Origin of the sequence: uncultured Tateyamaria sp., assembly GCF_947488715.1 — a bacterium.
Lineage (GTDB): Bacteria > Pseudomonadota > Alphaproteobacteria > Rhodobacterales > Rhodobacteraceae > Tateyamaria.
The window spans coordinates 223,145-237,312 of the sequence record NZ_CANLAG010000006.1; the positions used below are offsets into that span (position 1 = coordinate 223,145).

Here is a 14,168-nt window from a genome sequence, read left to right on the forward strand (position 1 = left end):
CGGCCCACCCTACCCAAAGGGACGGCAGGTGCGCCGTGACGGCGCACCCTATGGTCACTCGGCGGCGCGGCGTGGCAAGACCCAGTCCGGGCGGACAAAGTGGCATGTGTAGCCGTTTGGAATCCGCTCAAGATAGTCCTGATGCTCTGGCTCCGCCTCCCAGAAATCACCGACGGGTTCAACTTCGGTCACGACTTTGCCTGGCCACAGGCCAGAAGCGTCCACATCGGCAATCGTGTCCAGCGCAACCGCCTTTTGTGCGTCATCCACATAGTAGATCGCCGAGCGATAGCTGAGACCACGGTCATTGCCCTGACGGTTGGGCGTGGTGGGGTCGTGGATCTGAAAGAAGAACTCCAACAGCTCGCGATAGGAGATCACCGCCGGATCGTAGATGATCTCGATCCCTTCGGCATGGGTGCCGTGGTTGCGGTAGGTCGCGTTGGGCACGTCCCCGCCGGTATAGCCGACACGGGTGCCGTGAACGCCGGGCTTTTTGCGGATCAGGTCCTGCATGCCCCAGAAACATCCACCTGCCAGAACTGCGCGTGCATTGCTCATGCCACATCCTCCACTTGGTTCAGATACGCACCATAGCCTTCGGCCTCCATGTCGTCACGGTGCACAAACCGCAGTGACGCCGAGTTGATGCAATACCGCAGGCCACCGCGGTCGCGCGGGCCGTCCGGGAACACGTGGCCCAGATGGCTGTCGCCGTGTTTGGACCGCACTTCGGTGCGGATCATGCCGTGCGTTGTATCGCGCAGCTCTTCGACGTGGGCGGCCTCGATCGGTTTGGTGAACGACGGCCAGCCGCAACCGCTCTCGTATTTGTCGGATGACGCAAACAGCGGCTCGCCGGAGACGATGTCGACATAGATCCCCGGTTCCTTGTTTGACAACAGCTTGCCTGTGCCGGGGCGCTCTGTGCCGCTTTCCTGCGTGACATAGAACTCTTCGGGGGACAGCGTCGCGATGACATCCGGGTTCTTGGTGTATTTGGTCATGTTGGGCCCTCTCTGGGATATTTCGGGGTCACGCCTATATTTGGGGCGGCGCGCGCGGATTGAAAGAGGGTGACGCATGCGCCGCGCGCCCTACCTGAGGGTCAAGCAAACCGCCGAGGCCCCCGATATGCGATACTTTCTGGCACTGATTGCGACGCTTTTGTCCACAGCACCCGCGTGGGCGAAGATGCCCGCACTCACCGTTCCGTCCATTGATGGCGGGGTGCTGCACCTATCGGATTGGGATGGGCGGCCCGTTCTGGTGGTCAACACGGCGTCGCGTTGCGCGTTCACCGGACAGTATGAGGCGCTACAGGACCTGTACGACACGTACCGGGATCAGGGGCTGGTTGTGCTGGCCGTTCCGTCGGATGATTTCCGGCAGGAACTGGGCAGTGCCGAAGAGGTCCGGCACTTTTGCGAGATGACCTTTGGGGTGGATTTGCCGATGACGGACATTCTGTCGGTCAGGGGTGCCGCGGCGCATCCGCTCTATCGTCACATCGAGGTCGAGGCGGGCTTTGTGCCGCGCTGGAATTTCAACAAGGTGCTGTTTGGACCGGACGGGTCCATCGACGGCACATGGGGTGCCAACACCGCGCCCGACGCGCCCGCCATACGGCGTGCCATCGAGGCGGCGCTGGCCCCCTCATGACACCTGCCTAGGGTGAGGTGGTCGTGGTGGTGGTCGTGCCGTCGCTGCCGTCCGAGCCCAGAACAATCAATGCGATCCCTGTCGCGGCGGCGAGCGCGCCCAGTTCGGGCGTCAGGCCACCGCCGAGCAGTGCGCCTTCGTTTGCGGGGGGTGGCGGTGTCGTGCCGTCCGCAGGTTGCGTGTTGGTGTCTTGTGCGGATGCCGCTGTTGCCAGGGCCAATGCAGTACCCGCACCGATCAGGAATCGAATCATTGTGGTCGCGCCTTTCCGTGAGTGTTTACAGCGCGACAGTTCAGCGATCCGGGGCAGCGTCACAACGCAGTCGGGGGTGACGACAGCAAACAGGTGTTGCATTGCCTATTCCGGCCTGCGGCACGCGCGGGAAACGGCACGTGCCTGATATTCCGCCACACCCGCACGGACGCAAAGGCAATTGGTGTGATCCAAAAGAAAAGGGCCCGCGCAGAACGCGAGCCCTCACACCTTAAATTCCGCAAGGAATTGAAGGTATTAGTTTGTTGTCGTGGTCGAGTTGTCCGAACCAGCGATGAACGCCAGCGCGGTCAGACCTGCGAACGTGCCAACAGCTGTCAGCGTGATCGCCGATGCTTCGGCTTGACCGTTCACGATTTCAGCACCGTTGCCACCGGCAACAGTTGTGTTCAGCGGAACGTCTTGCGCCAGAGCGGCTGTCGACGTGGCAGCCACCAGAGCGGCAGCAGCAATCAGTTTGAATGTTTTGGTCATGATATGACTCCTTTACGAACTAAGTTGGATGTAGGGCAAAATTGTCTGAAACACAATCAAGTTCCGGGTTTTGCACCTGTCTGTGATGAATTTTTGCCGCACTGCGGCAGAACGATTACTTTTTAAGCCTGCGGGTCCGGATGTATCCCAAATTGGGCCCTCCCCACTGGCGCGATTGTAGAACGGTTCCGTCCCGTCGGTCTACCCAATAGTCATATGTGATGATCCCGCGCGTCCCGGTACAGTTTTCCTGCAAATGAACGGTGTTGAAGGATCGTTGCACAATCTCGATTGTCTCTGCGCCAACGGTGCGCATTTCACACTCAAGCGCGATGGATTGGGTTTGGTTGTCGCCGTCCACATAGTAGATCGTGTGCGCGCCCGAGATCGGTGACTGGGCTTGGATCGCGCGCACAGCCGCGTCCGCCTGCGACCCGGCCAGATCGTTGCCCAGGCCGCGCGTCGTGACCAACACATCGCCCCGCATCACAACCATCGCATCATTGGCCGTACGCCACGTCCGCAACAGACCCGGACGGCTGTCCCGGCGTTCGGAAAACGGGATCAGAAAGGCGGTGGCGTCGCGGTCTTCGACGATGACCTCAAGCGACGGCACGGTCAGTTGGTCGATCAGGGCCGGTGTCAGGGTCGGCAAAGGTGCAGGCCCTTGCCGGTTGGACCGGATGATGTCGACGTAGGTCCGGAGCTGCGCCGCCTGCGAACTGGATTGCTCGGAGCCGCCGGTGCAGCCCGCAAGGGCAAGCGTGGCAGCGGCCAGCGCATATGTGAAACGCCGCATCATTCCCAAACCCTTCCCCAGTCGCCGGTCAGGTCGTTGATATGACCGTCGCGCACCTGTTGATACAAACGACCCGGCACGTTCAACCGTGCGCCGCCGTCCCGTTGGATCGGACGGATTGTGGTCGAAACGCTTTGACGTGTTGGGCGGCCAATGAACCACGACACAGGGATCGTGATGTTGATGCCCTTGTCAAAGGACCCTTCGCCGAAGTCCTCGGCAGAGACATCCGTGAGCGTAAAGAACCCGCCCACACGCCAGCCATTGTTGAACTCGCGTTCAACGGTGAACGTCGCGCCATAGTCGCCCGCGAGGTAACGCCCGACATCGACCTGTCCATAGTAGCCGCGCCCGAACTCGTAGTAGGCCGAAACGTGACCGGTTGCGATACTGTAGTCCTGAAAGCCGAAGGCCTGATCAAAGTCACGCTGGCGGGCATAGTTCGCCTCGACCCCGAGGGCCAGACGGTTGCCCGTTGGTTTCCACAGCAGCTCGGCCGAGACACCGCCGAACATCTGTTCGAGGTAGCCTGCGGTCACACGCGCATAGGTGCTTTTGCCCGGCTTCCACTGCTTGGAGACATAGAGGTTTTCAATGGTGGTATCAGCGCCCTGTGCAAACAGGACCGCATCGGTACGGACACGGGGCAGTACTGAGTTCGACAGTCGCGTGCTGTCCCCAATTGTACCCGTCACACGGTGCCGTACCTCACCCGCGACCAGCCAACCCGGCGCAAAGCGATAGCGCGCCTCGGCAGCGATGCCCGCGTCATAGCGCAGCGGTTCGTCCGGATCGAAATAGCTGGGGCGGAAGTAGGGACCGATGGACCAGCCAAACCGTGGGTGGATGTTGTCCACCACCACCGCGTTTGGTGCGGGACGCGGGGCCGCGTCGCTGATCACTGCCTTGGACAGCAGCAGGTCAGCCGCGTCAGGCTGGAATTCCAGCGATTCAAAATCGCTCCGCGAAATGGTCACTGTCGACAGGGCGAGGCCGTTGTTCATCAGGGTGATGTCAATGGTTTCGACCGACGGCGGCAGAATACGCGCCAGCGTCCGGGCCGTGCGACCCACCACAATGGCGTGGTTGTCATAGCGGATGCTGGACACGCGGGCTTCGGCGCGGGTGCCGGTGACAGAGAGCGTTTCCAGGCGGATCCCATTCTCGGTCAGTTCCGGTTCAACCGCATCACGGATCACCATCGGCGCGCTTTGTGCTGAGGCCCAGGCCGTGTCGTAGGCGGCGGGGTTGGCGCGGCGGCTGGGGCGCACGATGATCGGGCGTGGACCCGCGATGGTATAGGGTGCGGGTGCCGTTTTGGGGTTGAACTGGAGCTGTGCGTTGATCCCGATTTCGGACCCATAGAGCCAGTAGCCACCGACACGCAGGTTGTTGTTGACCTGATATTCCGCACCAAAGTTCAGGCGCGAGTCCCGGTCAAACACGCCACGTGACGTTTCCGGCTGGTAGGCGTCTGTCGAATATTCCGCCTTGAGGCCGAGGCGGTCATTGACCTGCCATTCGATCCCCGCAAACGGCGAGACCGGGCCGCGGAACCATTGGTCTGTTGCCGGTTCACCGCCAGTATCATTGGGGTTGAACACAGGACGTGTGCCGCCGCTCAGGCTGCCGATGTCGCCAAGTGTGCCGAGACGGCCCCAGCCCAGACCCGCCGTGACCTTGAGCTTGCCCGGCAGTCGGAAGGGGCGTTTGAAATTCTTGGTCGCGGCGATGTATTCCGCCGCATAGATGCCCGTGCCCGCGAAGTCCTGCAGGCCAACGGTCACGGACGGGCGATAGCGCCCCTCTTTGAACAGCAGGTATCTGACGTCAAAGCTGCGGTCGCGGTAGGTGTCGAACCCGTCAGAGTTCCAGTCCTGGATGCCGATGTAGCGGAAGGTGGCCGAAATCCGGGGCGAGAACTGGAACGTCAGGTTTGTCCGCGTTTGCCCGCCGAAGTTCGAAACACCAATGGCCAGTTGGCCGTCGGGCAGCGCCTCGCCGCTGGGCAGGTCAACGATACCGGGCACACCGTAAAAGTTCAGCGATGGCGCGGATGTCACCACTTTGGGCTTGGTGTCCGCACGCCCCTGTGCCTGCGCAACAGTCGCCGAGGCGCCAAGTGTCAGGCAGCAGGCCGTGGCCAGCATACTTGCTTGAATGGTCTTGGGCATTGTTGTCACTGTCCGGTTCAAATAGATTTTTATTGTTGGATCACGTTAAATCACGCACCCGAGACTTAAATCAACGCAAAGCCTGACCGGGCCATTGGACCAGCGGCAAAGCGCGTCTTTCAGGATACAGGCGTGACGAGTTCGCGGTCTGCTTCGGCCTCGACACTGGGCGCGTTGTACCCTTCCACCCAGCGCCGCGCGATGGCCCGCGCCTCGCCTTCGTCGCTGTTGGCCAGCGCGTGGCGCAACGACCGCAGCGCAGACGCAACTTCGATCTCGCTCAGGCTCTTTTCCACGGTAAAGAAAATCTTTTTGTGGCCGGTGCCGATCAATGCACCGTTCAGGGTCAGTTCCTCGGTCATCTTTTCACCCGGCCGCAGGCCCGTGAATTCGATTTCGATGTCGCCCTCGGGGTTTTGCGCATCCCGCACGGTGAACCCGGCGCTTTCGATGACCTGACGGGCCAGTTGTTCGATCTTCATCGGTTTGCCCATGTCCAGAACGAACACTTCGCCGCCCTGCGCCATGGACCCCGCGCGCAAGACCAGATGCACCGCCTCTTGAACGGTCATGAAATAGCGCGACACCTCGCGGTGCGTGACGGTCAGCGGACCACCGCGCCGAAGCTGTTCCTGAAACAGCGGCACAACAGACCCGGACGACCCGAGCACATTGCCGAACCGAACAATCGAAAAGACCAACCCGCGCTGTTCGGCGATCCGCTGCGCGACGTCCTGCACAACCAGTTCAGCCAGACGCTTGGACGCGCCCATGACGTTGGTGGGGCGCACCGCCTTGTCCGAAGAGATCAGCACAAAGCGTTCGACACCCGCCTCGGCGGCTTCGGTCACCAGCGTCTGGGTCCCGAGTACGTTGTTCGCCAGACCGGCCAAGGGGTTATATTCCACAAGCGGCACGTGCTTGTACGCGGCGGCGTGCAGGACAACCTGAATCTGGTGATCCTGCAGCACGCGGCGCACCTGGCGCGCGTCGGTGACCGACCCCAACAGCGGGATGATTTCGATATCGCTGCCTTCGGCGAGTTGCACCAGTTCGTGGTGGATTTGGTACAGCGCAAGTTCGCTCAGTTCGTAGAGCACAATCTTGGCCGGATGGCATTCCAGCACCTGACGGCTGAGTTCAGACCCAATCGAACCACCCGCGCCAGAGATCAGGACCGAACGGCCCGCGTAGGCCTCGGAACCCTCGCCCTGACGGGTGTTGACCTCGTCCCGGCCCAAGAAGCTGCGCGCGTTCACGGGCGTCAGTTTTTCGACCAGCGCCTCTTCTCCGATCAACTGCGAGAAGGACGGCAGGGTTTGCACTTCGAGGCCCATCTTTTGCAGGCGGCGCGCAATCTGCATCTGTTTGGGATGGCTTTGCGACGGAATGGCCAGCAGAACCCGGTCAATCTTGCGCTCGGCCACGATCTCGGCAATGCGCACCGGGCTGTAGACCGGCAGGCGCAGGACGTTGACGCCGTGCAGGGCCTGATTGTCGTCGACAAAGGCCACAGGTTCGATCAATTCGTGGCTGCGCAGGGCCGACACAAGCTGCATGCCCGTGGTCCCGGCACCGTAGATCAGCACGCGGCACCGGTTCGTGCCATTGCGGTAGATGGCCAGCACAATCTGCAACAGGATCGCCCGGCTGAGGATCGAAAACACAAAGAAGGTGAACCCGAACACGATCTGGGTCGACAGCAGCAGCGGCATGTTCGCCGCCGCACTCAGCAAGGTAGAGGTCATGGCCAACAGGCAGGAAAACACCGCCGTCCGGCCAATAGAACCGGCCTCGTAATCGTTGAGGGTGGTCGACGAGATGCCCAGCCAGATGGACAGCGCCGTCGCAACGATCAGCATGTAAGGCAGAACCGGCAGGTACGACCGGGTCATTTCCCATGCGCCCGTGGCCGACAATTGAAGGCTAAACGCAAAGAACAACGCAGCGGGGATCAGCATCGCATCAATTGCGATCAGAAGATTGCGTTTCTGGGTGCGTGAAAGCGACTTCAAAATGTTAATCATTGTGTCCTCGTTCCGACCACGTTGAGCGTGTCACTGCTCCGTTAACACGGCCATGTATCAATTTATTGCGACCCTTTCGCACACGCAGAAAGATCGAGCCAAAAATGGCGAATATGTGCTTAAAATTTTGACAAAAAATTGCCCCCTGCGCAGTTTTTACACACTTTTCTCTGATTCGGTAAGGGAATCAGTTCTTGGCGTCTCCGCCCTTCCTTTTGCGGCGAAACAAGTTGCCGATGGTTTGGAACACCAGGTCGAAATCGTAGCACGTGCTTTGGTTCCGTGCGTAGATCAGGTCCAGACGTGCTTTGCGCGGGACACAGATGCGGGTGTAGACGTCATCGGTTTCTTGCGCGGTGGTGCAGCGGGACAGCAGCCTGTCCTCGTGTTTGTGGAACCGGATGGTGGCCAGGCCGGTGACGCCGGGACGGGATTTCAGCACCTCGCCGTAGATGTCGGGAAACCGTTCGACATATTCGCGCAGCGGCGGGCGCGGCCCGACAAAGCTGAGGTCGCCCTTGAGGATGTTCCAAAGCTGCGGGAATTCGTCCAGCCGGCGCGCGCGCAGCTTGGCCCCCATGGGGGTGATCCGCGCCTCTTTGTTGCCGCCGGACACACCTGCATCCGCATCAACCACAGTCATCGTGCGGAATTTCCACAGGCCGAACGGCTGATCCGGCGTCTTCATGCGTTCGGCGACGTAGAACAGGGGGCGGCCCTGTTTGCGCCAGATGACGAGGATCAGGAACAGGATCACAGGACCCAGAATGATCACCAGAAGGCTGGCAAAAAACAGGTCGAATATGCGTTTGCGCCACGTCATGCGGGCACCCCCTTTTGCCAGTCTGCCACGATTCCCTGGGCCGTGCTGTCGTCCGGTTTCATCTGAGTGAAGCGGCACAACAGCGTGGTGTCGAGGGTGACATTGGCCAGAGTATTCCCCGTCGCGGGTCGCGCGGTCCATGCCAAACCCGCCGCATCGAGCAAATCGCCCATAGCAACGGCGCCGGGTGCTGCGAGGTTCATCAGCGGCGGCACGTCCGGTGTTTGCGCCAGCGTGGCCAGCACCCGCGCAAGGGCGCCGGGGCCGATATAGCTGCGCCGGGGCGTGGTGCCGTCCGCCAGAACATCGAGCTGAAAGCCGGATCGCCAACCGCCCAGAATGGCGTCTGCACCGGCCACATTGCCCAGCCGCAAAACCGTGCTGGGGTGGGCGTGCGTGGCCGCGACGTGTTCCATGTCGACCTTGGCCTGTCCGTAGGGTGACAGGGGCGCAATTGGGCCGTCCTCGGTCAGGGGGCCGGGCAACGCGCCATAGACGGCCGCGGTCGAGAACAGAAACACGCGCCCCGCCCTTGCCGCCGCGGCAGCATCCAGCACCGCGGCCGCGATCCGCACATTGTCCTGCATGTCACCCGATCCGGCGGGGGTCACACCCGCCAGGCACATCACGCAATCACCGGGTGCCAGCACCGCCGTCAGCGCACCAACATCCAGAACATCCGCATCCGCGCGGGTCAGCCACCGCGCCGCCACGGGCATCCGGTCGCGGATCAACCGCCCCAAGCGGCCACCGGCACCAAGAACCACAAGACCCACGAGTTAAGGCACCGGGATGCGCAGCGGCTCTGGGACCAGCGCATTGATTTGGCGGATATGTTCCGGCAGGCACACGGTTTCGAAGTCATAGGTGTCGACAACATGCTGGCGCGCGGCAGGGCCGATATGCGCGTATTTGCGCGGCTCGGCCAGCACGTCGACCACCTGTGCCGCAATCGCTTCGGGATCGAAGAAATCCACCAGCAGCCCGGTTTCACCGTGCGTCATCGCCTCGCGGACAGGGGCCACGTCGCTGGCGACAATCGTGGCCTGCATCGACATGCTTTCGAGCAGCGACCACGACAGGACAAAGGGCATCGTCAGATAGATGTGGCAGGTGCTGATCTGGATGATGCTCTGGTAGCTTTCGTAGGGCACCTGTCCGAGAAAGTGCAGCCTGTCCCAATCCAGCAGGTGCCCGACCTCGGCCTCCATCTGGCCCCGCAGCCCGCCGGGGTGTTTGCTTTTGCCGCCGTAGGACACGTCGTTGCCGCCCACGACCAGAATACGGGCATTGGGCCGGGCCTTTTGGATGTGCGGCAGGGCGCGCATGAACTGGTGATAGCCGCGCGTCGTCTCAAGATTGCGGGCCATGAAGGTGACAATCTCGTCCTTGGCCGTCAGCGCGCGACCAATCCGGCCCAGCGTGACCTTGGCCTTTTTGTTGGGCTTCAGCTTGTCGGTGCGGATGCCGTCGTGACAGACGTAAATCTTGTCGTGGAAACTCTTGGGAAAGCGGTTGCGTTGCCACATGGTCGGACTGTGGCCCAGATCGACCGCCTCGATGTTGACCAGCGGGACGACGTTGTGCCCGTGCATGATGTAGGGCGCGTGTTCGCTGACCTTGGCCTCGGGGTCAAAGCCCACCGGGCCGCCGTGCACAGAGTAGAAGTATTCGAAAAAGCCAATCATCGGCGTGTCGGGCAGCACCTCGCGGAAAAACGACATTTCGCCCCAGCCGACGTGGCCGATGATGATGTCAGGGGTAAAGCCGCCGTCGACCAGACTGCGCAGCGCCATCACCGCGCCAAAGCCGTTACCGGCCGCGTTTTCCCACGTCCGGGACAGACCATACCCGTCCTCCGGGGCGGTGTGGTGGCTTTTGTAGACCACCGTGTTCACACCTTTGAACACCGGCGCGTTCTTGCGTTGGGTCAAAAAGGTAATCTCGTGTCCACCCTGGGCGGCGAGCCACTGAATAAGCTCGCGGTACTGGCCCGGCATGTTCTGATGCACAAAAAGAAATTTCATGAAATCCTCGTCACTCTGCGCATTGGATACCGTTCGCAGGCGCGCGGTGCAATCACGCCCGCACCGGCCAGATTTCACCGGTGCCGCGTTTCTCTTGTCCGGGGCTCAGTCCGAAACACCCGCGATAGCTTTTGGAAAAATGCGAGAGCGAGCGAAACCCACAGGCCACACAGATATCCGTGACGCTCAGGTTGGTCTGCCGCAGCAGCCCACGCGCCTTTTCCAGCCGCAATTGCAGGTAGTGCCGCTTGGGCGACACGCCCAGATGTTTGGCAAACAACCGCTCCAGTTGCCGCGTGCTCAGTTCAATCGCTTGGGCGATCTCGTCCGGGCGCAGCGGGTCCTCGAGGTTGTTTTCCATGATCTGCAGGGCGATCCCCAGCTTGCCATGTGACATTCCCGGACGAACCCGGCGCGACAAACGCTGTCCGTGGGTTGCGACCCGCGGGTCGGTGTACACCATCTGATCCGCCACCCAGGTCGCGAGGTCCGTGCCAAAGTCGTGACGAATGCGGTCGAGCATCATATCCATCGACGCCGCCCCACCTGCAGTGGTGAAGATGCGCCCATCAACGGAAAACAGGCTGGATTCAATGATCACGTCCGGCAACAACTCGGTCAGGGCGTCACGGTAGGCCCAGTGCGTTGTCACCCGTTTGCCCGACAGCAACCCGGCTAGTGCCAGCGTGTAGGTGCCAGACGACAGCGCGCCAAAATCCATGCCCTTGCGCGTCTCGCGGCGCAGCCAGTTCAGCACGGCACGGGTGCTGCCGGTGCCAGCATCATTGCCCGCGCATACAACCAGCGTTTCGTCCCGGTCCAACGCGGTCAAGGCGCTGTCCACGGCGGCAGTCACACCGTTGTAGGCGGGCACCGGTGCGCCGGTTTCACCGATCAACCGCCAGGAATAGAACCTCTGGCCCGATGGGTGGAGGTTGGCGAGGCTCAACGCTTCGAGGGCGCAGGCAAAACCCAGTTGGGAATATCCCGGAATCAATAAAAACGCATAGCGTTTGGTCCCGTCGGGATCAGGCCGCAAGTGCGGTATCCAACAGCGCGCGCACGCGGCGGGCGTAGGGTTCGTTGACGAGGCGCGCGACCTCTTTGCCGTTCTTCATGACCAACAGGGTCGACCGCCGCTGGACACGCAACCGCTGGGTCATCTGCGACTGACCAAACGTGTCCCAATCGACGTCGACAAAGATCAATTGCCCGTAGGCAGGATTGTCGGCCAGCGCCTCAGCGATCAGGTCCGCTTTGATCTGGCATGTCAGCGACCACGACGCGCGATAGTTCAGGATCACGGTCTGATCTGTCTGCTTGAGATCATTCCATACCGCCGGGCTGAACACCTCGGATGGATAGGCGTAAACCACCGTGGGCAGGAACGCGGCAGAGGACAGCAAGAACAAACGGCGGTGCATCAAATGGGCTCCGGGCACGAGACTGAAATCAGGCGGCAGAATATGACGGATGCGCGCCCGCGCAAGGGGTTGTTTCAGGTTTTGGCCTGGCGTGACAATTGCACCGCAAGAATGCCCGCCGCGATGATCACCACCCCGATCACGTCCAGCGGGCCCAACCGCTCGCCCAGCAAAAGCGCCGCAATCGCCACGCCGAAAAACGGATTGAGAAAGTGGAACGTGGCCGCCTTGGTCGGCCCGATCCGTGCCACCAGCGAAAACCAGATCCATGTTGCCACGAGGCCCGGCACCAGCACCGTGTAGGCAAAGGCCACAAGGAACACCGGCGTGACCGTGACCACAATCGTCTCTGTCGCGGCAGAGATGACCCCGAGAACACCGGCACCCACAAACATTTGCAGCCCCACAACCATCATCAGGTTGCCACCCGACGACATCGTCCGCATCGACAGGGTCGCAATGGTCAGGGCGATGGCCGCGATCACGCATAGCGCAATGCCGTAGACATCCACGCCCGCTTCGAGACGCGCCGACATGATCAGGAACACACCCGCAATGCCCAGTACCAGCCCGACGATGCCCAGCGCCGGCAACCGGTCGCGAAACACGACCCAACCGGCAAAGGCGACCATCAGCGGCATGGTCGATGCAATGATCGAGGCCAGAGAGGCTTCGATCGTTTGCATCGCGACAAAGTTGAGGCCGAGGTAGATCGCGTTCTGGCACAGACCAAACACAAGCGTTGCGCGCCACTGGTCACGGGTCAGGTGCCACGACTGACCCAGCGCGCGTGCCACTGCCACGCCGATCACACCGGCGATGAAAAAGCGCAGGGATGAGGCGGCAAGCGGTGGTGCGTGTGTCACGATGATGCGCGCAGAGGTAAAGGCCGACGACCAGATCAGGGCAAAGGTCAGCCCCATCAGAATTGCGCGTATGTCCATGCCGGGGGCCTTTGTCGTTCGCGCGGACGATCCGGCAAATCGTGAGGGGATGCAAGGCGGCAATCACGACGCTGTTGGGTGCAAGTGAACGCGCAAAGGTGCACAGTGGTCTGGTACATCAGGAGGAACATGTATGGATCTGTCTCGGCGCGCATTTGGCGGACTGGCCTTGTCGGGGATTGCCCTGCCCGGCGCAGCCCTGTCTCAGGACCTTGCGATACTGGATGCGATGCGCGCACCGCTGTCTGCGCCGACCACCGAATTCGAGGCCGCAATGGCCATGATGATCGAACGCGGCAATCCCGACATGGCCGCCAGCCTGATCAGTTCGATGCGCTTTTCCCGGTCACGCGGCCCGCAGATTGCCGAAACCCTGACGGCGCTGACCGGAGAGGATCACTTTACCGACTGGTTCGCCTGGATGCTGTGGCAGGAACAGAACCCGCAGATCAAACCGCACCCCGACTTTCCCACTTTCAAGCGCGAACTGCTCTTGCAGGTGGATGACAATTTCGCCGATTTCCTGCGCCCGGAATACATCGAACCCGACCGGATGCGCATCCGCCTCGAAGAGATCACCTGGGGCGGTGTGGTCAAGGACGGCATTCCATCGCTCGATAATCCTGCGCTGATCGCAGCCAAGGACGCAGATTACATGCGCGGCGACGATCTGGTGTTTGGCGTGTCGATCAACGGTGATGTCCGGGCCTATCCGCTGCGGATCATGGGATGGCACGAGATGTTCAACGAGGTGATTGGCGGCGTGCCCGTCGCACTCGCCTATTGCACGCTCTGCGGCTCGGGCATCCTGTTTGAAACGGACGTGCCGGGACGCGCGGCACCGTTGGTCTTTGGCTCATCCGGGTTCCTGTACCGGTCCAACAAACTGATGTTTGACCGCGAGACACATTCCCTCTGGAACCAGTACACCGGCCAGCCGGTTGTCGGCCCTTTGGTGGACAGCGGCATCGCACTCAAACAACGGCCCGTCGTCATCACGACGTGGGACAACTGGAAAACGTCGAACCCCGGCACCCAGGTTCTGAGCCTCGAGACCGGTCATCGGCGCAATTATGGGTCCGGCGTGGTCTACAACGACTATTTCGCATCCCCCGACCTGATGTTCCCCGCGCAGGTGGACCAGCGCACACATCAGCAAAAAGACTATATCTTTACGGTCCGGCAATTCGGAGCGGCGCGCGCCTGGCCGCTGAAGTCATTCGACGGAATGCCGGTGATCAACGATGGCATCGCGGATACGGCTCTGCTGTTGGTTGGTGATCCCAAGACACGCAGCGTGCGCGCTTACGAACGTGGCGCGCATACCTTTGCCCCGTCGGGTGGACGTCTGAAAGACGAGGCCGGGGCGGAATGGCGCGTGACCGAAGACGCCTTGCTTGGGCCGGATGGCGTCAGCCTGCCGCGCGTGGCGGGCCACATCAGCTATTGGTTCGCCTGGGACAACTATTTGGGCGACGCCGCAACCGTCTATGGCGGCTGAAATGCAAAAGGGCCGCCCGAGGGCGACCCTTTCAAAACC

General features: G+C 61.4%; 15 protein-coding genes. 2 read left to right on the plus strand and 13 right to left on the minus strand.

Translation table 11 applies throughout. The features are described from left to right. Positions 1-54: 54 nt before the first annotated feature. Positions 55-561, minus strand: a complete 507-nt coding sequence (msrA, locus tag Q0936_RS15140) for a peptide-methionine (S)-S-oxide reductase MsrA (protein ID WP_299143740.1) — start codon at positions 559-561, stop codon at positions 55-57. Next, positions 558-1,007, minus strand: coding sequence for a peptide-methionine (R)-S-oxide reductase MsrB (gene msrB / locus Q0936_RS15145; RefSeq protein WP_299143744.1), 450 nt, complete (start codon positions 1,005-1,007; stop codon positions 558-560). The genes msrA and msrB overlap by 4 nt, the downstream gene beginning before the upstream one ends. Before the next feature lie 187 nt (positions 1,008-1,194). On the opposite strand from msrB, the gene Q0936_RS15150 reads away from it, so the two are divergent. Continuing rightward, positions 1,195-1,662 carry a glutathione peroxidase gene (locus tag Q0936_RS15150; protein ID WP_299293328.1) on the plus strand — a complete coding sequence of 156 codons (468 nt, stop codon included), beginning with the start codon at positions 1,195-1,197 and terminating at the stop codon, positions 1,660-1,662. A 7-nt stretch (positions 1,663-1,669) separates the two neighbouring features. Here Q0936_RS15150 and Q0936_RS15155 read toward each other — a convergent pair whose 3' ends face one another. From Q0936_RS15155 to Q0936_RS15205, 11 genes are all read right to left on the minus strand, one after another. After that, positions 1,670-1,915: a hypothetical protein gene (locus Q0936_RS15155; protein ID WP_299293317.1), complete on the minus strand. Its 246-nt coding sequence runs from the start codon at positions 1,913-1,915 to the stop codon at positions 1,670-1,672. A 258-nt stretch (positions 1,916-2,173) separates the two neighbouring features. Then, positions 2,174-2,410: a hypothetical protein gene (locus tag Q0936_RS15160; RefSeq protein WP_299143753.1), complete on the minus strand. Its 237-nt coding sequence runs from the start codon at positions 2,408-2,410 to the stop codon at positions 2,174-2,176. Positions 2,411-2,525: 115 nt separating this feature from the next. Further along, positions 2,526-3,212 (minus strand): YjbF family lipoprotein, encoded by a 687-nt coding sequence (locus Q0936_RS15165; RefSeq protein ID WP_299293320.1) that lies wholly within the window; start codon positions 3,210-3,212, stop codon positions 2,526-2,528. Next, positions 3,209-5,383, minus strand: coding sequence for a YjbH domain-containing protein (locus Q0936_RS15170; protein WP_299293323.1), 2,175 nt, complete (start codon positions 5,381-5,383; stop codon positions 3,209-3,211). The genes Q0936_RS15165 and Q0936_RS15170 overlap by 4 nt, the downstream gene beginning before the upstream one ends. Before the next feature lie 119 nt (positions 5,384-5,502). Beyond that, positions 5,503-7,410: a nucleoside-diphosphate sugar epimerase/dehydratase gene (locus tag Q0936_RS15175; RefSeq protein WP_299378224.1), complete on the minus strand. Its 1,908-nt coding sequence runs from the start codon at positions 7,408-7,410 to the stop codon at positions 5,503-5,505. Between the two features lie 187 nt (positions 7,411-7,597). Then, a complete protein-coding gene (locus Q0936_RS15180; RefSeq protein WP_299298816.1) occupies positions 7,598-8,233 on the minus strand; it encodes a sugar transferase in 636 nt (211 codons plus the stop codon). Continuing rightward, positions 8,230-9,009, minus strand: coding sequence for an NAD(P)-dependent oxidoreductase (locus tag Q0936_RS15185; protein ID WP_299298819.1), 780 nt, complete (start codon positions 9,007-9,009; stop codon positions 8,230-8,232). The genes Q0936_RS15180 and Q0936_RS15185 overlap by 4 nt, the downstream gene beginning before the upstream one ends. Positions 9,010-9,012: 3 nt before the next feature. Continuing rightward, positions 9,013-10,260, minus strand: a complete 1,248-nt coding sequence (locus Q0936_RS15190; RefSeq protein ID WP_299298822.1) for a glycosyltransferase family 4 protein — start codon at positions 10,258-10,260, stop codon at positions 9,013-9,015. 52 nt (positions 10,261-10,312) lie between these two features. After that, on the minus strand, positions 10,313-11,299 hold the full coding sequence (locus tag Q0936_RS15195) for a GlxA family transcriptional regulator (RefSeq protein WP_299298824.1): 987 nt from the start codon (positions 11,297-11,299) through the stop codon (positions 10,313-10,315). Further along, positions 11,289-11,684: a thioredoxin family protein gene (locus Q0936_RS15200; RefSeq protein WP_299298826.1), complete on the minus strand. Its 396-nt coding sequence runs from the start codon at positions 11,682-11,684 to the stop codon at positions 11,289-11,291. The genes Q0936_RS15195 and Q0936_RS15200 overlap by 11 nt, the downstream gene beginning before the upstream one ends. Before the next feature lie 74 nt (positions 11,685-11,758). After that, the gene (locus Q0936_RS15205) at positions 11,759-12,628 is read right to left on the minus strand and encodes a DMT family transporter (RefSeq protein WP_299298829.1); all 870 of its coding nucleotides are present in this window, start codon (positions 12,626-12,628) and stop codon (positions 11,759-11,761) included. Between the two features lie 133 nt (positions 12,629-12,761). On the opposite strand from Q0936_RS15205, the gene Q0936_RS15210 reads away from it, so the two are divergent. Next, entirely contained in the window at positions 12,762-14,129 is a 1,368-nt protein-coding gene (locus tag Q0936_RS15210) for a DUF3179 domain-containing protein (RefSeq protein WP_299298832.1), read from the plus strand. Positions 14,130-14,168 lie beyond the last annotated feature (39 nt).